Annotated in this window: 20 protein-coding genes and 1 riboswitch; of the genes, 16 read left to right on the top strand and 4 right to left on the bottom strand. The window is 33.3% G+C overall.

Translation table 11 applies throughout. The features are described from left to right. Window positions 1-202: 202 nt before the first annotated feature. Window positions 203-1,246 (top strand): ATP-binding protein, encoded by a 1,044-nt coding sequence (locus I5818_RS17015; RefSeq protein ID WP_180212995.1) that lies wholly within the window; start codon window positions 203-205, stop codon window positions 1,244-1,246. A 58-nt stretch (window positions 1,247-1,304) separates the two neighbouring features. Here the strand turns inward: I5818_RS17015 and I5818_RS17010 are convergent, their stop codons facing one another. Further along, window positions 1,305-1,754 carry an OsmC family protein gene (locus tag I5818_RS17010; protein ID WP_078110753.1) on the bottom strand — a complete coding sequence of 150 codons (450 nt, stop codon included), beginning with the start codon at window positions 1,752-1,754 and terminating at the stop codon, window positions 1,305-1,307. Window positions 1,755-1,882: 128 nt separating this feature from the next. On the opposite strand from I5818_RS17010, the gene I5818_RS17005 reads away from it, so the two are divergent. The 6 genes from I5818_RS17005 (at window position 1,883) to I5818_RS16980 (ending at window position 7,766) form a co-directional block, all read left to right on the top strand. Beyond that, window positions 1,883-2,938, top strand: coding sequence for a M42 family metallopeptidase (locus I5818_RS17005; RefSeq protein WP_078110752.1), 1,056 nt, complete (start codon window positions 1,883-1,885; stop codon window positions 2,936-2,938). A 156-nt stretch (window positions 2,939-3,094) separates the two neighbouring features. Next, a complete protein-coding gene (locus tag I5818_RS17000) occupies window positions 3,095-3,616 on the top strand; it encodes a type I restriction-modification system subunit M N-terminal domain-containing protein (protein ID WP_071976554.1) in 522 nt (173 codons plus the stop codon). A 329-nt stretch (window positions 3,617-3,945) separates the two neighbouring features. Then, a complete protein-coding gene (locus I5818_RS16995) occupies window positions 3,946-4,449 on the top strand; it encodes a S4 domain-containing protein (RefSeq protein WP_058006500.1) in 504 nt (167 codons plus the stop codon). A 13-nt stretch (window positions 4,450-4,462) separates the two neighbouring features. Beyond that, on the top strand, window positions 4,463-5,491 hold the full coding sequence (locus I5818_RS16990; RefSeq protein WP_071976555.1) for a DmpA family aminopeptidase: 1,029 nt from the start codon (window positions 4,463-4,465) through the stop codon (window positions 5,489-5,491). 360 nt (window positions 5,492-5,851) lie between these two features. Next, entirely contained in the window at window positions 5,852-6,091 is a 240-nt protein-coding gene (locus I5818_RS16985) for a YueH family protein (protein ID WP_058006498.1), read from the top strand. A gap of 91 nt (window positions 6,092-6,182) precedes the next feature. Next, complete coding sequence (locus I5818_RS16980; RefSeq protein WP_071976556.1) at window positions 6,183-7,766, top strand: peptide chain release factor 3; 1,584 nt, start codon at window positions 6,183-6,185, stop codon at window positions 7,764-7,766. A 685-nt stretch (window positions 7,767-8,451) separates the two neighbouring features. Here the strand turns inward: I5818_RS16980 and I5818_RS26295 are convergent. After that, on the bottom strand, window positions 8,452-8,742 hold the full coding sequence (locus tag I5818_RS26295) for a twin-arginine translocase TatA/TatE family subunit (protein ID WP_071976557.1): 291 nt from the start codon (window positions 8,740-8,742) through the stop codon (window positions 8,452-8,454). A gap of 828 nt (window positions 8,743-9,570) precedes the next feature. On the opposite strand from I5818_RS26295, the gene nhaC reads away from it, so the two are divergent. From nhaC to I5818_RS16945, 6 genes are all read left to right on the top strand, one after another. Continuing rightward, window positions 9,571-10,956, top strand: a complete 1,386-nt coding sequence (nhaC, locus tag I5818_RS16970; protein ID WP_078111053.1) for a Na+/H+ antiporter NhaC — start codon at window positions 9,571-9,573, stop codon at window positions 10,954-10,956. Window positions 10,957-11,046: 90 nt separating this feature from the next. Further along, a complete protein-coding gene (locus I5818_RS16965) occupies window positions 11,047-11,205 on the top strand; it encodes a hypothetical protein (RefSeq protein ID WP_158022220.1) in 159 nt (52 codons plus the stop codon). A gap of 7 nt (window positions 11,206-11,212) precedes the next feature. Continuing rightward, window positions 11,213-11,683 carry a hypothetical protein gene (locus I5818_RS16960; RefSeq protein ID WP_078111054.1) on the top strand — a complete coding sequence of 157 codons (471 nt, stop codon included), beginning with the start codon at window positions 11,213-11,215 and terminating at the stop codon, window positions 11,681-11,683. A gap of 57 nt (window positions 11,684-11,740) precedes the next feature. Beyond that, window positions 11,741-11,842: riboswitch (yybP-ykoY riboswitch) on the top strand. An 89-nt stretch (window positions 11,843-11,931) separates the two neighbouring features. Next, the gene (locus I5818_RS16955) at window positions 11,932-12,702 is read left to right on the top strand and encodes a TerC family protein (protein WP_058006493.1); all 771 of its coding nucleotides are present in this window, start codon (window positions 11,932-11,934) and stop codon (window positions 12,700-12,702) included. A gap of 134 nt (window positions 12,703-12,836) precedes the next feature. Next, window positions 12,837-13,565, top strand: a complete 729-nt coding sequence (gene sigI, locus I5818_RS16950; RefSeq protein ID WP_058006492.1) for an RNA polymerase sigma factor SigI — start codon at window positions 12,837-12,839, stop codon at window positions 13,563-13,565. Then, a complete protein-coding gene (locus I5818_RS16945; RefSeq protein WP_078111055.1) occupies window positions 13,565-14,683 on the top strand; it encodes an anti-sigma factor domain-containing protein in 1,119 nt (372 codons plus the stop codon). The genes sigI and I5818_RS16945 overlap by 1 nt, the downstream gene beginning before the upstream one ends. A gap of 391 nt (window positions 14,684-15,074) precedes the next feature. On the opposite strand, the gene I5818_RS16940 is transcribed toward I5818_RS16945, so the two are convergent. Then, window positions 15,075-15,275: an alpha/beta-type small acid-soluble spore protein gene (locus I5818_RS16940; protein WP_058002432.1), complete on the bottom strand. Its 201-nt coding sequence runs from the start codon at window positions 15,273-15,275 to the stop codon at window positions 15,075-15,077. A 196-nt stretch (window positions 15,276-15,471) separates the two neighbouring features. Between I5818_RS16940 and I5818_RS16935 the strand changes: the two genes are divergently transcribed. The 3 genes from I5818_RS16935 to I5818_RS16925 all read left to right on the top strand — a co-directional run bounded on the left by I5818_RS16935 (window position 15,472) and on the right by I5818_RS16925 (window position 17,259). After that, window positions 15,472-16,827: a TrkH family potassium uptake protein gene (locus I5818_RS16935; RefSeq protein ID WP_058002433.1), complete on the top strand. Its 1,356-nt coding sequence runs from the start codon at window positions 15,472-15,474 to the stop codon at window positions 16,825-16,827. 121 nt (window positions 16,828-16,948) lie between these two features. Further along, on the top strand, window positions 16,949-17,110 hold the full coding sequence (locus I5818_RS16930) for a hypothetical protein (RefSeq protein WP_169846940.1): 162 nt from the start codon (window positions 16,949-16,951) through the stop codon (window positions 17,108-17,110). Beyond that, complete coding sequence (locus I5818_RS16925; RefSeq protein ID WP_169846939.1) at window positions 17,110-17,259, top strand: hypothetical protein; 150 nt, start codon at window positions 17,110-17,112, stop codon at window positions 17,257-17,259. Before I5818_RS16930 ends, I5818_RS16925 begins: the two co-directional genes overlap by 1 nt. 24 nt (window positions 17,260-17,283) lie before the next feature. Here I5818_RS16925 and I5818_RS16920 read toward each other — a convergent pair whose 3' ends face one another. After that, the gene (locus tag I5818_RS16920; protein ID WP_071976561.1) at window positions 17,284-19,035 is read right to left on the bottom strand and encodes a B12-binding domain-containing radical SAM protein; all 1,752 of its coding nucleotides are present in this window, start codon (window positions 19,033-19,035) and stop codon (window positions 17,284-17,286) included. Window positions 19,036-19,161: the final 126 nt, after the last annotated feature.

Below are 19,161 nucleotides of genomic sequence, written 5' to 3'. Positions count from 1 at the left end.
AAAAACACCTCCTTTGCATAAAATTAGTGTCTCCAACGAAATAGTAATAACACTTGCAAGATTTAATCATTTTAATATATGGTTCAAAAGTCATGAATTTAGTAATATAGTTATAAGGACATTGGTTTGATTTACCATGTTATTAAGTATTATCAAAGCAATCTAACTGGAAAATTTACAGTTGGAAGGAGGCAAAGGATTGATGCCTAATGCAAATAATTGTGAGCAAAAAGTAAACAAAAGGCAGATATGTGAAAATAACATTATCGCTCGTTTAAAATTAAATGGTGTTTATACTTTTGTTTCTTCCATGTCAGAATCTATTATAGGTTTTACTCCTAGTGAGATGATTGGAAAATCATGTTTCGAATTTATTATTGATCCAGATCGAATAGATATAAGAGAAAAGTTCACTCAGCTTAAACATGACATCGACACCGTTAAATATCGAATGATGCATAAGGATGGTCATTTGATTTGGGTAGAAACAACATTATCCATTGTGAGAGATAGAAATTATCAGCCTGTAGAAATTCTCTCCATATCAAAAGATATTACCAGTGAGAAAAAGATGTTGGACTATATTGAGCACACAGAAAAATTATCATTAACTGGAGAGTTGGTAGCCGGAATTGCTCATGAAATAAAAAATTCATTAACATCTGTTAAGGGTTTTTTACAATTAATGAAGTCGGGAATTATACATAATAATCATTATTTTAATGTGATAAAAAATGAAATTAACCGGATAGAAATTATTTCTAAAGAATTAATGATCCTTGGTAAACCAATGAAGCGAAAGAATCAATTGCATCATTTACATGAATTAATAAATAGTAGCATCATTCTCTTAGAACCAGAAACAAATAGCCATAATATTGAAATACATACTTTTTACCCTAAAAAGCCCATTCAAATTAGCTGTAATGAAGCAAAAATTAAACAGTTATTTATAAACATAATAAAAAACGCGATAGAATCTATGAAAAATGGTGGGAAATTGATTGTTCGCATTGAGGAAAGAAAGAAACAGTATGTAAACATTTCTATCAGTGATGAAGGATGTGGAATATCTAAGGAAATGTTACATAAAATAGGTACACCATTTTTTACAACAAAGAAATCTGGGAATGGACTTGGACTTATGATTTGTAAAAATATTATTGAAGAACACAATGGAAGCTTAACTGTCGAAAGTGTCTTAAATAAAGGTACCACCTTTATCATTCGCTTACCAATAGGGTAGATCATTTTAGGGATGTCTCATAAATAGCTAGCGCTCACTTCGAGACATCCCATTTTCACTAATTTGCCAGCTCCACAATTGCCTCCAAGCCAATTTCTACATTTCCTTGGATAGCCCTAGAAATCATGCAGCTTTTTTCTGCACGTTCTGTTAGCTGTTTTACTGTTTCAATCTGATCTGCTGTACAATTTCTTTCCAAGATCACTTTTGGACGGTGAATAATTTTTTTATATGTAATTACACCTTTATCAACCTCAACGATGCCTTCTGATTCTTGTGTTAAGCTTTCAACAGGAATTTTTCGTCTTTCCATCATTGCTGCAAGTGTAATGATATAACATGTAGCCGCAGCCCCAAGTAACATTTCATCAGGATTTGTACCAATTCCGGGGCCATCCATTTCTGTTGGAATTGATATTTTTGTTTTTAAATTACTTGTTTCTATAAACCCAACATCATTTCTACCACCGGGCCAATCTGCTTTTAAAAGAAATCGGTGTTGTTCCATTACGCATTCCTCCTCTTACATAATTATACAATACTATTAGAAAAATCGAAAAAATAATGCGAATGACTATTTTGTTTCGAAATATTTCAATATAATAAAAGTTGAAATAAAAAATAGGAGAGATACACATGAATACATATGGCAATTCCAAAGAAACAATGGAATTAATTCAGAAGTTAGTTTTAATACCTAGTCCCTCAGGAAATACGAAGCAAGTCATTGATTTTTGTGAGCAGTATTTAAAAGAGACCAATGTAAGTATGTATCGAAATCGTAAGGGTGGACTAATCGTTACAATTCCAGGTAAAAACAATGAGCAGCATCGAATGCTTACTGCTCATGTTGATACTTTAGGGGCAATGGTTAAAGAAGTAAAAGCAAATGGTCGACTAAAACTAACGATGATTGGTGGTTTTCGTTGGAACTCAGTAGAAGGGGAATATTGCAAAATTGAAACCTCTACTGGAAAAACATATACAGGAACCATTTTAATGCATCAACAATCTGTCCATGTATATAAAGATGCAGGCAAGGCGGAACGAAATGAAGATAATATTGAAGTTCGAATTGATGAAAAGGTATTTAACGAACAAGATGTACGTGCTTTAGGAATTGAAGAGGGGGATTTTGTTTCTTTCGATCCTCGTGTAGTAATTACCGAATCAGGATACATCAAATCACGGCATTTAGATGATAAGGCAAGTACGGCTATTTTGTTAAAGCTTATCAAACATATTAAAGAAAATAATATTGAATTACCTTATACAACACATTTTCTTATCTCAAATAATGAGGAAATAGGTTATGGAGGAAATTCAAATATTACACCAGAAACAGTTGAATATTTGGCGGTTGATATGGGCGCATTAGGTGACGGTCAGGCATCAGATGAATATACTGTTTCTATCTGTGCGAAAGACTCAAGTGGTCCATATCATTATGGTTTACGCAAACATTTGGTCAATTTGGCGAAGGAAAACCAAATAGAATATAAAGTTGATATTTACCCTTTTTATGGCTCTGATGCATCGGCTGCCATTCGTGCAGGATTTGATATTGTACATGGGCTGGTTGGTCCAGGAATAGAATCATCGCACGCATTTGAGCGTACACATGAAACATCTATTTTAAATACAGAGCGTTTATTATATGCATATATACAGTCACCAATGGTAGAGCAATAAGCACCCTTTCTATACATCCTTAGCTATCCAGTATCATCATTTTAATCAAATAGTGCCTTAATTTACATCGATAAATTAGGGCTCTTTTTATCCTCAGCTCTTTTCTCAAACAATGTTGCTATTTATGTAAAGTTATAAGATAGGAGGGAAATTGATATGGACGTTGATCAATTTCAGAACGTTCTTTCCAAATGTGAAAGAATAGTGGACGGTCAAAATTTAGAATGTATACAAGATATACTTGTTTTAAAAATACTCAATGACATTTTTGAAAATGAGAGACAAGACATTCGGCAGGATTTTTTACTTAGAGGGATTTGCAGTACAGAGGTAGATAATTTAATTGATGATCCAGCTTATTATCAATTTATATATATCCCTAATTTAGTACGCTGGCAGCAACTAAAAAATATCCAACACAATGATTGGACATTTATTGCTCATGCTCTTCAGACCATTATAGATAATAATCCAATTAATATTCCCCCTCTTCCACATAGAGCACAAAATATTAACTCCTATCAGATGAAACAGTTAGTGGAATTAATAGATGTATGCAATTTTTTTCAAATGTCTAAGGAAAAAACAGAAGCAATTTTTAAAGTTATAGAAAGCTGGAAGAAAATGAAGCGTTTAAAGGAAGGCTCATGGATGTTAATTAATTGCTATTACGCTTAATGATTTCAGAAAGTTATGGCTAATCTTTAAATTCTGTGTTAAAATACATCTAAACTATTTGGATAGAAAGGACTCGTTACTGTTTATGCCAACAACTACTTTGTAATGGATCAAAAAAATTGGATAGGACTCTCCGGAAAACTTATGTTTTTCACCTAGGGAGGAGTCTGTCTATTATTCCCATTACAAAGGAACGGAACGAATCTGTAGTATTATAAGCTAACAGGGGTTCTCTTTTTTTAGGGAAGCTCTTTTTGTTTTTCAATATAACTTAATACTAATCCATCCAAATAGATGTTACGTTCCTTTATCTATAGAGGTGAAGGAAAATGAATGTGCTGGATTTATCTTGGAATTTAGTTGAGCAATCAATGGAAAAAGTAATTACTCGCTATTGTAAAAATTGTGGTAAAACAGTTGAGTTTAAGGATTCTCTTATTAGACGTCATAATTCAAACGGCAAAAATATTTATCGATATGCTATTTTTAAATGTCCAAAGGACCATACATGGAATCAAAAGCTTAGTATTTATAAAGCATACACTGAGCATGCGAAAGTAAGAGAAGAGTTAATAGCTATTGAAAATGATAATAAATATAGTTTACAAATTGAATCTTTAAGAGAACAGGGATACACCCAAATACGTATTAAAATTAATCAGGCCTATGGAGCTGTACGCCTGGATAAAATGTTAGCTGAAAGCCTGAAAGGGTGGAGTCGAACAGAAATTGTCAAGAAGATCAAAAATAATGAGATCCAAGTAAATGACAAAGTCTGTAAACCAAGTCAAAAATTAATTAAAAGTGATAATATTACAGTAATCATCACGTAGGGGGCTATTATACATGAAAGCAAGGGAACTAGGGATTGAAGTAGGGAATCTTCCAACAGGTAGTAAAAATTGTATAACAGATGTAAAGGGAGTGAAGGTTGGGCATATAACATTAAATCAGGATATTAATGATGGGTGTATACGTACAGGTGTGACAGCTATTTTACCACATGAAGGGAATTTATTTTTAGAAAAGGTTCGAGCTGCTTGTTATGTGGCAAATGGTTTTGGAAAAACAACTGGCCTTGTTCAAGTGGAAGAATTAGGTTGTATAGAGTCACCTATTATGTTGACAAATACATTTAGTGTTGGCCCAGTTTTACAGGGAACACTTCAATATATGTTGGCTGAAAATCCTGCTATTGGTGACTCTACAAGTTCAATCAATATAATTGTCGGTGAATGTAATGATAGTTATTTAAATTCTATACGACTTTTGGCTGTGAAACCAGAACATGCAATACAAGCAATCCAATGTGCAACAAATCAACAGGCTGAAGAAGGAGCAGTTGGTGCAGGTACTGGTACAATGTGCTTTGGATATAAAGGGGGAATAGGAAGTTCCTCACGTTTGATCTCTGAAGGGGATTCTTTCTATACTGTAGGAATACTTGTACAGAGTAATTTTGGGAGTAAGGATGAATTTCGTTATGCTAATTCGGTAGGAGACGACGATAAAGAACGTCCTGATGGCTCTATTATGATGGTTTTAGCAACAGATGCTCCGGTTTCAGATCGGCAGTTAAAAAGACTGGCAAAAAGATGTGTGGTCGGTTTGAGTAGAATAGGAAGTCATATCCACAACGGAAGTGGGGATGTTGTTATTGCTTTTTCTAATGCAGAAACCATCCAACATTCCTCATCTAAAGCAGCAGAACAAGTCACTGTTTTACATGACGATCATCCAATCATGAATCTTCTTTTTCAAGCAGTGGCAGAAGCAACGGAGGAGGCTATCCTAAATTCCCTTTCACAAGCAGAGACGACAAGTGGGAGAAAAGGAAGAGTAGGAGAGAAAGCACCTATTCATAGGAAAAGCTAAAAAGTTTTATTCCTTAGGCTCTTTTCTCAAACATTGTTGCTATTTAACAACAGTTTTTAACCAATAACTATCGGCAAAAGACTGCTACACCTTTCATTTCAATGAGAAAAGAGCTGCAACCTCCATAAGAATCGATGAAACCTTTATTGGTGTAAAAGGCGGCAGTTGGGCTTTTACAAAATTAACAAACTAAACAAAAACAGATTTTCTTTATTATTGTATTAGAAATTAAATGAAATAAAGACTTTCGAAAAAGGATTGCAGCTTTTTACGGAAGTCTTTTTTTTATTGGCTCACGGAATTTGTTTTTTTCTTCCCCCTTTTTCCTTTATAATATAATTTGTGACTGGAGGATTGAAAATGAAAATTCGTAAAACTATACTTAGTGATGCTGAGTTAAACATATTTATATATGAAAATAAAAAAGACGAATACTTTGTGGTGGCTGTTCCTACCTTAGAATGGTCAACAAAATTTACATATGATGATTTTGGTGAAGAATTATTAAATCAAATCATTCATTCACTTAGTTCCAAATTAGATGAACAAGAAGCCATCACACTTGGACATCGAATTAATCAGTGGACACGAGAAATGTAAAATATATAGTTGTTAAGGTGAATCCAATGTGAAAATGAAAAATGCTTAAATTAAATGAGTAAGAATTTACAACAGAAAGGGATTTTACTACATGACTTCATTAAAAGATGAGGTTCTTTCAAGAAGAACCTTTGCAATTATTTCCCACCCAGATGCCGGAAAAACAACTTTAACTGAGCAATTACTATTGTTTGGAGGAGCCATTCGTGCAGCAGGGACGGTAAAAGGAAAAAAATCAGGTAAATTTGCAACGTCAGATTGGATGGAGATTGAAAAACAAAGAGGGATCTCTGTAACATCTTCTGTAATGCAATTTGAGTATGATGGAAAAAGGGTGAATATCCTCGATACACCTGGGCACCAGGATTTCAGTGAAGACACATATCGTACCCTAATGGCGGTTGATAGTGCGGTGATGATCGTAGATGCAGCTAAAGGGATTGAGGAACAAACATTAAAGTTATTTAAAGTGTGTCGGATGAGAGGGATTCCGATTTTTACATTTATTAACAAACTTGATCGACAAGGAAAAACTCCACTTGAGTTACTAGCTGAACTAGAGGAAGTACTTGGTATTGAATCGTATCCGATGAACTGGCCGATTGGAATGGGGAAAGAATTTCTAGGAATTTATGATCGTTATCATAAACGTATCGAACAATTTCGTGTAGAAGAACAAGAAAGATTTTTACCGTTGAATGAGGATGGAGAGCTTGAAGGAGATTCACCAATCAAGCAATCTTCTCTTTATGAACAGGCATTAGAGGAGATACTTCTTTTGGATGAAGCGGGAAATGAATTTTCGAATGAACGAATTGCCAATGGGACATTAACTCCAGTATTTTTCGGGAGTGCATTGACAAATTTTGGGGTTCAAACATTTCTTGAAACTTATTTACAATTTGCACCGCCTCCACAGCCACGTACGTCTGATGTCGGTACGGTTGATCCGGCAGATGATAATTTCTCGGGGTTTGTGTTTAAAATCCAAGCCAATATGAACCCTGCACACCGAGATCGAATTGCTTTTGTTCGGATTTGTTCAGGTCAGTTTGATCGTGGTATGAATGTAACCCTTTCTAGAACGGGAAAATCAATGAAGTTATCACAATCTACGCAATTCCTTGCTGATGATCGAAGCACAGTGAATACAGCAGTTAGTGGTGATATCATTGGTTTATATGATACTGGCACCTATCAAATTGGCGATACCATTACATCCGGAAAACAATTAATTAATTATGAAAAGCTACCACAATTCTCTCCGGAACTTTTTGTTAAAGTATCTGCTAAAAATGTAATGAAACAAAAGCATTTTCATAAGGGAGTTCATCAGCTTGTTCAAGAAGGTGCGATTCAGTTATATAAAACATACCGTATGGAAGATTATATTTTAGGTGCAGTGGGACAATTGCAGTTTGAAGTATTTGTTCATCGGATGAAAAATGAATATAACTCTGATGTTATTATGGAGCCGATCGGATCGAAAATTCCTCGTTGGATTAATGAGGATCAAGTGAATGAATCTTTATCTAGTTCACGAAGCTTATTAGTGAAAGATCGTTTTGATAAACCATTATTTTTATTTGAAAATGATTTTGCCCTTAGATGGTTTCAAGATAAACATCCAGAGATCAAATTATATGATGCATTAGAAGGCTTTCAAGAGAACTAATACTTTTTGACCTGGATTTTTCATACATCCATTTTCTCGGTCATGTGGATATATTCATTGTAGCTTGAATATCTGCATGGCTGGTTCTTTTTAAATATCAAAAAAATGGCGCAGTCATTCAATAAATTGCAACGTGAGATAAAGTTAATTCTTAGTGTAAACAGATGAGAGCATAAATAAGGGAAATATATTTGCATGTGTTCTAGAGATAATGACAAGTTTGGTGTGAACATTTTTGAAACGTTCTTATTCGAACGTTTTTTCTTTTAATTACTGGTCTTTTTATTTTGTTAACTTTTTCATCAAAGTATAAGAATAATAGGAGAGTAGACTGAAAGAAGAGGGCCAGCGCATAGTAAAATGTAATAGAAAAATTTAAGGTCATTCCCTTTTAAATGATTTCACTTTGTTCAAAATATTTAATTGACCAGTTTGAGTGCTGTATTTGTTAAAACTAACAATTAATAACTTGTGATTAATATAACAATTTTTGGAATAAAATACAATTAATGGTTTGTAGGTTCAAAAAAAACCTTCTCTTAAGAAGGCGATTATTTATCTTCCAAATAAATAGTAACTAAGAGCAGTACCACCAAAAAGTATAAGGACTGTTAATAACATTAAAAGCCATAAAACAACATTTGAATTTGATTCTTTCATTTTACCCTCCAAAATTACTAAGTTATTAAACTGAATTGTTTAAGTTTTTTTCAGCACCTTCACTACTGGGTGATGAATTTTCTGTTAAATCATTAGCCGTTGATACTGAAATATTATTTGTTTGTTCCTTTTGAGATTGGAAATTTTGATTTTTATGATTTTCTTTTGTGTTTGAATCCTCTAGTAACCCACTAGTTGCATTTTTAAATTCTCTTATGGTCTTTCCTGCCGCTCTACCTATTTCTGGTAATTTTTTTGGCCCAAAAAGAATTAATGCAACTGCTCCAATGACTATTAGTCCCTCTGCATTAATCACATGAAACCCTCCTTAATATTTAATACTCAATTCATTTTACATTAGTTTGACTACTTACTCTAATGATTTCATTTTCAACTATAACATAAGAATATTAATTATTTTAACGAAACTAAAATTTTCGCAGAATTGTCTAATTTTTTATGAGAGGGGGAAGGAACATTTGACTGTTGATGAGAAAATGCGTTGTTTACTTGAAATTGGAGTAAAGATGTAACATCATCCCAAAAAGCAGGAGTTCCTGGTAAATGGGACCAGACTTCGTATAATGCATCATTAGTTGACGGAGGTCAAAAATATATTATCCGCATTGAAGGTGTTTTGACTTTACTAAGAGTGTCGTTTGAAAAAGTATTTACCATCGAATTATATTGTAATGAATATGGAAAAAAATATTATGGATAATCGGTTCTCGATTATTTAAATAATTGTTGTTTCTTAAGCATGCTAAGAGGTTCTTTTCCGTATCATTTTAGACCGGTGTCTTTTTAATTTTTTCTTGATTTATTTTTAAAACATGATATATTATATTAAAATACTTTATTGCATAAAAGCTTAAAAGCGTTTAAGTGTAAAAGCTTATATAGTTTTCCTATATCGGACACTAGTAATTCTATTGGATGCAGCATGAAGAGACTGAATGGGCGCTGAGAATTCAGGCGGCAATAGAAATGAAATACACCGTATGTAAAAATAGGAATTTAAGAGTGAATGACTTGGGTCATTAACTAGGGTGGTACCGCGGAGAGTGTCTTCGTCCCTAATTTGGGATGGGGATGCTCTCCTTTTTGTATGAACTGAATTAAATCTTCATAGGGGGAAAATGTCGTGTTTAGTATTAAAAAAGTTTACACACCAACAATAATTGAAGCTATTATCCTTGCTATTTGTATTGTAGGATTAATTAGCGGTGGAATTATAAAATTTTCTGCAGCGCCTCATATTCCAATCTTGTTAACAATTTTTCTATTGATTCTATACGGGTTAATAAGGAAGGTTCCTTTTAAAAAACTTGAAGAGGGGATGACCAATGGTGCAAAATCAGGTATCTCTGCTATCTTTATCTTTTTTCTGATTGGACTGTTAATTTCAGCGTGGATGATTAGTGGGACAATTCCCACTTTGGTTTATCTTGGATTTAAAATAGTTTCTGTTCACTTCTTTTATGCGATTGCTTTTATTACGACAGCGATTGTGGGAATGGCCATCGGTAGTTCGTTAACAACCTCTGCAACATTAGGAGTAGCATTTATTGGGGTTGCTTCTGCTATTGATGCATCATTAGCTATAACCGCTGGTGCTATCGTTTCAGGTGCTTTTTTTGGTGATAAAATGTCACCTTTGTCCGATACAACAAGTATTGCGTCAATGATGCTGAAGGTTGATTTGTTTGAACATATCAGGAATATGGCATGGACAACTGTTCCTGGGTTTATTATTAGTTTAATCGTATACGCAATCATATCACCGAATGCATCTTCTGCTAATTTACATCGCTTAATCAGCTATCAAGAAAGTTTGATGCAGACAAATTTAGTCCATTGGTATAGTTTGCTTCCGATCCTTGTATTAGTTATATTTGCCATAAAAAAAATTTCTGCTTTCATTACTTTAGCATTTAATTCAATTTTTGCAGTTATACTTTCCTATTTTCATCATTTTACTTCCGGGAAAGAGTTATTCAGTATTCTTTTCAATGGATATGTATCTGAAACGGGTAATACAGCCATTGATAGTCTACTAACTAGGGGCGGAATAAATAGTATGATGTTTACGGTATCATTAATCATTTTAGCATTAAGTATGGGAGGTTTAACATTTGCGTTAGGAATAATACCAGTGTTACTCCAATCATTAGGAAAGATATTAAATAAAGTTGGATCTGTGATTATGGCAGCAGCTCTAACTGCTGTAGGTATTAATATTTTTATTGGTGAACAATATTTATCTATTATTTTAACAGGAGAATCTTTTCAACAATCATTTCAAAAGGTTGGCTTAGCAAATAAAAATCTTTCACGAGTTTTAGAAGATGCCGGAACCGTAGTCAATCCATTAGTTCCATGGAGTGTTTGTGGAGTATTTTTAACAAATGTACTAGGTGTTTCAACATTAGAATATTTTCCATTTGCCTTTTTCTGTCTGTTATCTCCACTGCTAACGATTCTTTTTGGATTTACTGGTAAGACATTAACAATGATTGATAAAAATTAATGAGATAAGGTTGAATGTATTTTTCTTCTCTGTTTATAGGAATATTAATTTCGAATATGGAAATTATATGGATATGAATAGGAGGAAAAAATGATGGAGAATAATGATAGAGAGACATTGGATTTTTCAAGCTTATGGATTGATTTTTTGAATGATAGTATTCCTAGTGGGAAATTACTCCAAGCTTCGTATGAAAGACTTCTTCAACGACCGGAACCAGATGAAGCTGAAACTACGAGATTTTCATAAGGAACAAATGAAAAAGGTTGAACCATTAGAAGCCATTTTGTGGAGTATTGCACTACCAGGATTTTCACAATTATTATCGGGTTCCATTATTAAAGGACTATTTTTCGTCAGTCTTGAATTTATAATTAATGTGAACAGTCATTTTAATAAGGGAATTATGTTGAGCTTTTTAGGAAAAACAGCTGAAGCCGCTAATGTAATTGATTATCAATGGCTAATGTTTTACCCGTGTCTATATATGTTTGCTATGTGGGATGCCTTTAAAATGGCTCAGGATAAAGAGAAACGCTATCAGTATATTCCTTTTGCCTTTGGAGCTTATTTTGTTACAATTGGATTAATGTATTCACCTTTAGTGTATGTCAACGGTATTTTTATCGGACCTGTCTTTTTACCGATGATCTTCTTAATACCCGGTTTAGGAATTGGTTTCATTATTCAATATTTAATAATAAAGTTCAAAAAGTTAGAAAATTAGTAGTTGAAATTTAATATATTCTCCACTATACTTTTATTATAAACGAATATCTTTTGACGAATTGTCAAAGGGGAGTAGCGTTAGATGTGTTATACATCTAAAACAAAGTCGTCATTCCATGGATGAATTCCATCGGCTTTGTTGGCATAATTTATGTCTAGCAAGACCTTTGCCTATAATAGGCAGGGGTCTTTTTTGTCTGTATAGGTGATTTTCGTTCAGAAGAAACAAGGGAGGAGAACTCTTATATGGACATTTCAATGGTACTTGAGTATGGTTGGGTCTTATTGATTTTAGTTGGTTTAGAAGGAATATTGGCTGCAGATAATGCAGTTGTTATGGCAGTGATGGTGAAGCATTTACCTGAAGAAAAACAGAAGAAAGCTTTATTCTATGGATTAGTCGGAGCATTTGTATTTAGATTTGGCGCTCTATTTCTCATTTCCTTTTTAGTTAATGTATGGCAAATTCAGGCTATTGGTGCTGCCTATCTACTTTATATTTCGGTACATCATTTATTGAAACAGTCAAAACACAAATTTAAAAAAGGAGATAAGGTAAAGGATAACAAAGGATCTTCCTTTTGGATGACTGTTTTAAAAGTGGAAATGGCAGATATTGCGTTTGCAGTTGATTCCATGTTAGCAGCCGTTGCCCTTGCTGTTACGTTAAAACCTACAGGTTGGTTTAAAATGGGTGGGATTGATGGTGGCCAATTTTTAGTGATGCTTTTTGGGGGGATCATAGGATTAGTCATTATTCGATTTGCGGCAAAATGGTTTGTCAATTTATTAAAGAAATATCCTAGCCTCGAAACATCTGCATTTCTCATTGTCGGATGGGTAGGGGTAAAATTAGTTGTTTTTACACTTGCACATCCAAGTATTCATGTTATCGAAGAGCATTTTCCTGAATCATTTGTATGGAAGGTAATTTTCTGGGGTGTACTTCTATCTATTGCTATAAGCGGCTATTTAGTATCGCGAAAAAAAGCAAATAAATTACGGAGAAGCGCTTAAAAAAATTACAGATACCCTCAAAAATTTGCTCATCCCCACCGAAATTATATATGATGAAATAATTTTGTAATTAGATAGAAAACTAAAGATGCCCCTTGTCCATGCTATAATATGTTGCAGGATGAGGTGAGTTGATGCGTGGCTTTTTAGTGAAAGATAAGAAAAAGACATTGGAGGAAATGGCTTTTTCGATCCAAAATGGGGATGAAGAGTTGTTAAACCAACTTCTTCAAGATTATCAACCATTTATAAAAAAGACAGTTTCCTCTGTATGTAAACATTATATAAGTAATAGTGACGATGAATTTAGCATTGGCCTAATCGCATTCCACGATGCCATTCTTAAATTTGATACTTCTAAAGGCTCTTCGTTATTAGCCTTTGCAGAAGTGATTATAAAAAGAAGAGTCATTGATTATTTAAGAAGCACAAATAAGTATAAAGATTTAAGGTTAGATCGCAACCCGGATGAGGATTCCTCATCTTCTGCATATGAGGACACTCTTTCAATTGAAGAGTATAATCGTTCACTGGACAATGAAAAACGTAAAGAAGAGATTTTACGACTTGAAATAGTGTTACAATCCTACGGGTTGAATTTTCACGATTTAGTCACTCATTCTCCAAAACATGAGGATGCAAGAGAAAGCGCAATTTCTGTTGCAAAAACCTTAGTTGAAGATGAAAAGCTTTTTGCTTATTTAAAAGAAAAAAAACGTCTACCAATAAAATTATTAGAGAAAAAAGTGAAGGTTAGTCGTAAAACTCTGGAACGCAATCGAAAGTATATAATTGCCATAGTCTTAATCATGTCTTCTGATTTTGTTTATTTAAAGGAGTATTTAAAAGGACGGTTAACGTAATGAAAAAAGGAGTCGTATTAGAAATAAAACGTCAGTATTTAGTCATGCTGACCCCTGAAGGTGAATTTGTAAAGGGAAAGAATAATGGAACTCCTTTGGAAGTTGGGGAAGAAATCTTTTTTTATCCATATGAGGAATCTAAAGCAAATCGTAAAAAATTCACGTTTTGGTCCTTATCATCTAGTGTTGCTGCTATCCTTTTTATATGCTTTTTAATTATAAATCCTTTGAAAAAGGATCAAGCTTTTGCATATGTAACCATGGATATGGATTCAAGTATAGAATTTGTTTTAGATGAAAATTTACATATTATAGGTACCCATGCTTATAATTCAGCTGGTGAGAAATTATTATCAACTATTCAAATTGAGAAGAATCAATTATTTACTCCTGTTGCTACTAAGTTAATTAATCAATATGATTCACTAAACTCAGAAAAGAACATCGTTATTGCTTCTATTTCAAAAGACGAAAAAAATCAGCAGCGAATTGAAAAGGAAGTACAAAAGATCCAACATAATGTTCAAAAGAAAGAAGCTAATATCAAGGTGATTAAAGGATCAATGAAGGAAAGAGCTTCTGCACAAAAAAAAGGGATATCAGCGGGAAAATTTATTTCTGAAGAAAATAAGGGTAAAAAGGAAGTAAAGCAAGATCGTTCAGCTGATTCAAATCATAAAACAAGTATATCCAATATAAAAATCGAAAAACAAAGCGACCCATTTGATCAAAAGGATATGAGGATAAAACCAGTCCAACGAATGAGGAAAGATGAAGAGAAGAAGTGGAAGCAAGAGCGTATTGAAAAAGAGATAAAAAAAGAAACACAGAAAGAAACGGATACAAAAGTACATATACATAATGAGAATAGAAATGAACAAAATTGGTCGCATATAAAGAATCGAGATAGGAAAGTTGTGCCTTCTATACCAAAGCGATTCAATAAACATGAAAATCCTTCACCTAATGTCAAAAATGTAGCCCCTAATTCTAAAAATAATAATGGAATAAACTCTAAACGGAATCAAAACGCTAATAAGTGGAGGAACGATAAACATAATGGTTGGGAGAACAGCAATAGAGGAAACAACCATAAACAAAACCATAAAGAGCCCTAATGAACTGCACCCAAAATTTTAGAGATTCTAGAATTTGGAGGTGCTTTTTTCTTTGGTGTAATTTTATCATTCATAAAAAAATAAAGGTAGTACAGGTTGTTCAACTCTTACAAATGACATGGGAGTTCATAAAAGTAAGTTCAATAATGGGTAAGGAAATTTGAGTATGATGGTTAAAAAGCATTTGAAAGGGCTTTACAAAAGATTCATTACTTTTTCACAAACGGATTAAGGAAGTATTAAAGGCATGAGTCCAATTCAAAACCAAACTCATGCCCAAGTTGCCTAATGAAATAAAGTATCCAATTTTATGGAGTGGAGGACTCACTTTTTTAGAAAAACTCAGTATAAGCTTGTATGCTCTGTCTAATGCTTAGCAACAAGCAAGTTCTTATTGATTTTGATTTCCAGATAGTTGGCTCTGAGCTTGTTTTACTAATCTTTTAGTAATTTCTCCTCCTACAGAACCATTTGCACGTGAAACTGTATCTGAACCAAGATTTACTCCAAATTCTTGTGCTATTTCATATTTCACTTGATCTAAATATTGTTCTACTCCTGGTACTAATAGTTTATTACTACTTCTTGCCATTGATAAATACCCCTTTCATATATGTTGTAAATAGCTGTATTTGTAGTATGGTTGAAATCCTTAAAATTCATGAATGGTAAATTGGTTCAATTATATTTCTTTTTGGAAACGACTTTAATTATTGAGGGTAATTCTATATATTAGAGGGAGAAGATAATGAATAGTTTTTTTGATATAAGCTTGAAAGGATTTTTCTATGAAAAATTATTTAAAAACAAAAATAAAAAAATTAACACCGTTTCAATTAATCGTATATTATTACTTTTTAACGGTATCTGTTTCAACTCTTTTTCTTAGTCTACCATTAGCTCTTAAGCCAGGTGTACGTATTCCTTTGATTGATACTATATTTGTTGCCGCAAGTGCAGTTAGTGTCACTGGATTATCAACAATAAATATTTCAGAAACCTTTAGTACTAGTGGGATTGTTATTTTGATGCTAATTCTTCAAGTAGGTGGAATTGGCATTATGTCGATCACTACATTTTTTTGGCTTCTTTTAGGTAAGAAAATTGGTTTAAAGCAAAGGAAGCTAATTATGACTGATCAAAATCAGATGAATTTAGCTGGTTTGGTAAAAATGCTAAAAATGATATTACTATTAATCATCTTGATTGAATTATGTGGAGCATTAATTTTAGGTACATACTTTTTACGTTATTATCCTAATTGGCAAGAGGCCTATCTCCATGGATTATTTTCGTCCATTAGTGCGACAACGAATGCAGGATTTGATTTGACAGGACAATCACTAATTCCATTTGCCCAGGATTACTTTGTACAGTTTATCAATATGATTCTGATCACTTTAGGAGCGATCGGTTTTCCTGTATTAATGGAATTAAAAGAATTTTTGTTTCGAAAGAAAACTGCAGTGAAATTTCATTTTTCTTTATTTACAAAAATTACAACTTCTACCTATGCGATATTATTAGTGTTTGGTACCATTACGATATTTTTAATTGAAAAGGATCTTTTCTTAAAAGGGAAAGAATGGTATGATGCGTTTTTTTACACAACTTTCCAATCTAACACAACAAGAAGTGCAGGGTTAGTGACGATGGATATAAATGAATTTTCTACGCCAACACTTCTTATTATGGCTGGATTAATGTTCATAGGTGCTTCACCTAGTTCAGTAGGTGGTGGAATACGAACAACAACCTTTGCGATTATTGTCTTATTCTTTATCCACTTTGCTAAAGGAAATAGAAATATTAAAATTTTTAAAAGAGAAATTCATGAAATGGATGTTCTTAAAGCATTAGCTGTTTTCGTTATTGCTTCATTTATTTGTGTAGTCTCTGTAATTTTGCTGTCTATTTCTGAAGACCAAAGCCTACTTTCTTTAATATTCGAGGTATGCTCAGCTTTCGGTACAACAGGAGCATCGCTAGGGATTACGCCGGATTTGACTATTTTTGGTAAATGCTTATTAATTGTCCTGATGTTTATTGGTCGAGTCGGACTTGTTTCCCTTATGTACTTAATGGGAGGAAGAGATCAATCCAATAATTACCATTACCCAAAGGAAAGACTAATTATTGGTTAAAGGCTGCAAAGTTTAGTTTTATTAGGTACCCAAGTATATGGAGAAAAGAGCTTTGTTTATTATCGTTCCTTTTGGTAAAACTAAAATCGAAGTCATTCTAAATACAAAAAGGGGTAATAAAATGGCTAAACGAAAAGCAGAGGTAAATGCAGCTAGTAAGCATAATCAGACACCGAAACGAAACCTAGCTGAGTCAGAGTTTTCGGCTGAATTCGCAAGCGGTGAAGAAGCAATGAAACATGCCAATCGTAACTCTAAAAAGGGACGAAAAGGGAAAAATTAATGGATAAAAATAAAAGAGTTCAAGCAAATGAAGAGTTTGGTGTTGAATTCGGAGATTTAAATGCGATTAAGTTCTATGATTTAACATATAAACAAGAACAAAAAGAAAAGCATCAAGAAAAAAATAAAGAAAAGAAAGCCAACACTTAGCTTGGCTTTCTTTTTAAATTATACTTAAATGCATAATGAATAAATTGAGGATTGTCCTGATTTCGGTTCATAATAGACAACCATATAACTATCTGTTGCTTGGTTGATCTGACCGGAATTTAGATAAATATCTAGTGAAAAAGGAACTTTCTCAACAATTGTATGTTTCAGCAAATCCTTTTCAGACAAGTTCATTGATCTAAGATTTTTATCTAATACATCAGGTTTTTCGACGATAGCCTTATATACTTTATTACGTTCAGCTTTATCCACCTCGTAGCTCCACCAAGGTTTTCTCGGCTTATAACGCTGATTATGTAAATAATCATATTTCATTAATCCCTCAATAGTATTAATCTGTTGACTTGCTTGTGGAATCGTTCTTAAAAATGATTGAAGTCTTTTAAATAAATCCTCTAGTTGGTGACCAATTCTACTCCAGCCTTTTTCTTCCCAGTAGGCACCAAATTCTTGGAAAAAGTCAAATGGAGTTTCGAAAATATTTGATACGAGATACTCAATTGTTTGATCCATTCGATGATCATTCCAATATTTTTCAAGTACATCTTCTACCTGTTTTATGCGAACAATATCATCAAATGAAAGAATGTTATTTCCTAATATTTCATATGGTGCATGATCCATGAAAATATATTGATGTTCTTTCGCACGAAGCCTTAACCCTGTACCACGTAGCATTTTTAAAAATCCTAGTTGGAGTTCTTCTGGACGTAAGGCAAAAACATCATTGAAGGTTTTCCTAAAGGATTGATAATCTTCTTCTGGTAATCCGGCTATAAGGTCTAAATGCTGATCAATTTTTCCTCCGTCTTTAACCATTGTAACTGTTCTTGTAAGTTTTTCGAAATTCTGCCTGCGTTTAACCAATTCATTGGTTAAATCATTGGTTGATTGAACACCAATTTCAAAACGGAAAAGTCCTTTAGGAGCATTATCATTTAAAAATTGAATGACTTCTGGACGCATAATATCTCCAGTAATTTCAAATTGAAAGACAGTTCCGGGTTTATGCTCATCAATTAAAAATTGGAACATTTCCATTGCATAGCTTCGACTAATATTGAAGGTACGATCTACAAATTTAATCGTTCTTGCCCCATGATCCATTAAAAAACGAATATCATCCTTGATTTTTTCTCGATTAAAATATCGGACACCAACTTCAATAGAGGAGAGACAGAATTGACAATTAAACGGACAACCTCTACTAGTTTCAATATAAATGACTCTTTTTGAAAGATGAGGAAGATCCTCTTCAAAGCGATATGGTGAAGGAAGTTCACGTAAATCAATTTTATTCCTTTGTGGATTGATTTTCACTTTTCCATTTTCCATATAGCCGATTCCAGGAACACTGGAAAAATCTTTTTCACCTTGTATCTCTGAAAGTAGATGTTTAAAGGTCTCTTCTCCTTCCCCCATTACAATGATATCAATCTCGGGTAACCGTTGTAGCCAGTAAACTGTATCGTATGTAACCTCTGGTCCCCCAAGAATAATCGTTAATTCTGGCATGATTTTTTTTAGCATTTGAATCACTCGAATCGTTTCCTCGATATTCCAAATATAACAGCTAAATCCTATAACATCTGGTTTTTTTGTGAATAAATCAGAAACAATATTCATTACAGGATCTTTAATCGTATATTCTGCGAGTTCGACATTATATTCAGGCGCCGCAGCTGCCTTTAAATAACGAATCGCTAAATTTGTATGAATATATTTTGCATTCAGTGTACTTGCGATAATTTTCATATAATTTGATAACCTCAGCTTTCAGATAGCAGTTATGAATTGCTTCTTGAATACTTACATATTGTATCGAAGGATGAGCAAAACCTCAATATTTGTATTGATCCCTTTTCTTAAACATTTGCTGCT

Source organism: Heyndrickxia oleronia (genome assembly GCF_017809215.1).
Lineage (GTDB): Bacteria > Bacillota > Bacilli > Bacillales > Bacillaceae_C > Heyndrickxia > Heyndrickxia oleronia.
Note: the sequence above shows the minus strand (reverse complement) of the source record. Positions and strands in the feature narration are given on the sequence as shown.

Excerpts from the sequence above, each read along its gene's own strand:
- I5818_RS17015 (WP_180212995.1), top strand. The coding sequence starts at position 203 with ATGCCTAATGCAAATAATTGTGAGCAAAAAGTAAACAAAAGGCAGATA.
- I5818_RS17010 (WP_078110753.1), bottom strand. The coding sequence starts at position 1,754 with ATGGAACAACACCGATTTCTTTTAAAAGCAGATTGGCCCGGTGGTAGA.
- I5818_RS17005 (WP_078110752.1), top strand. The coding sequence starts at position 1,883 with ATGAATACATATGGCAATTCCAAAGAAACAATGGAATTAATTCAGAAG.
- I5818_RS17000 (WP_071976554.1), top strand. The coding sequence starts at position 3,095 with ATGGACGTTGATCAATTTCAGAACGTTCTTTCCAAATGTGAAAGAATA.
- I5818_RS16995 (WP_058006500.1), top strand. The coding sequence starts at position 3,946 with ATGAATGTGCTGGATTTATCTTGGAATTTAGTTGAGCAATCAATGGAA.
- I5818_RS16990 (WP_071976555.1), top strand. The coding sequence starts at position 4,463 with ATGAAAGCAAGGGAACTAGGGATTGAAGTAGGGAATCTTCCAACAGGT.
- I5818_RS16985 (WP_058006498.1), top strand. The coding sequence starts at position 5,852 with ATGAAAATTCGTAAAACTATACTTAGTGATGCTGAGTTAAACATATTT.
- I5818_RS16980 (WP_071976556.1), top strand. The coding sequence starts at position 6,183 with ATGACTTCATTAAAAGATGAGGTTCTTTCAAGAAGAACCTTTGCAATT.
- I5818_RS16965 (WP_158022220.1), top strand. The coding sequence starts at position 11,047 with ATGATGGAGAATAATGATAGAGAGACATTGGATTTTTCAAGCTTATGG.
- I5818_RS16960 (WP_078111054.1), top strand. The coding sequence starts at position 11,213 with ATGAAAAAGGTTGAACCATTAGAAGCCATTTTGTGGAGTATTGCACTA.
- I5818_RS16955 (WP_058006493.1), top strand. The coding sequence starts at position 11,932 with ATGGACATTTCAATGGTACTTGAGTATGGTTGGGTCTTATTGATTTTA.
- sigI (WP_058006492.1), top strand. The coding sequence starts at position 12,837 with ATGCGTGGCTTTTTAGTGAAAGATAAGAAAAAGACATTGGAGGAAATG.
- I5818_RS16945 (WP_078111055.1), top strand. The coding sequence starts at position 13,565 with ATGAAAAAAGGAGTCGTATTAGAAATAAAACGTCAGTATTTAGTCATG.
- I5818_RS16940 (WP_058002432.1), bottom strand. The coding sequence starts at position 15,275 with ATGGCAAGAAGTAGTAATAAACTATTAGTACCAGGAGTAGAACAATAT.
- I5818_RS16935 (WP_058002433.1), top strand. The coding sequence starts at position 15,472 with ATGAAAAATTATTTAAAAACAAAAATAAAAAAATTAACACCGTTTCAA.
- I5818_RS16930 (WP_169846940.1), top strand. The coding sequence starts at position 16,949 with ATGGCTAAACGAAAAGCAGAGGTAAATGCAGCTAGTAAGCATAATCAG.
- I5818_RS16925 (WP_169846939.1), top strand. The coding sequence starts at position 17,110 with ATGGATAAAAATAAAAGAGTTCAAGCAAATGAAGAGTTTGGTGTTGAA.
- I5818_RS16920 (WP_071976561.1), bottom strand. The coding sequence starts at position 19,035 with ATGAAAATTATCGCAAGTACACTGAATGCAAAATATATTCATACAAAT.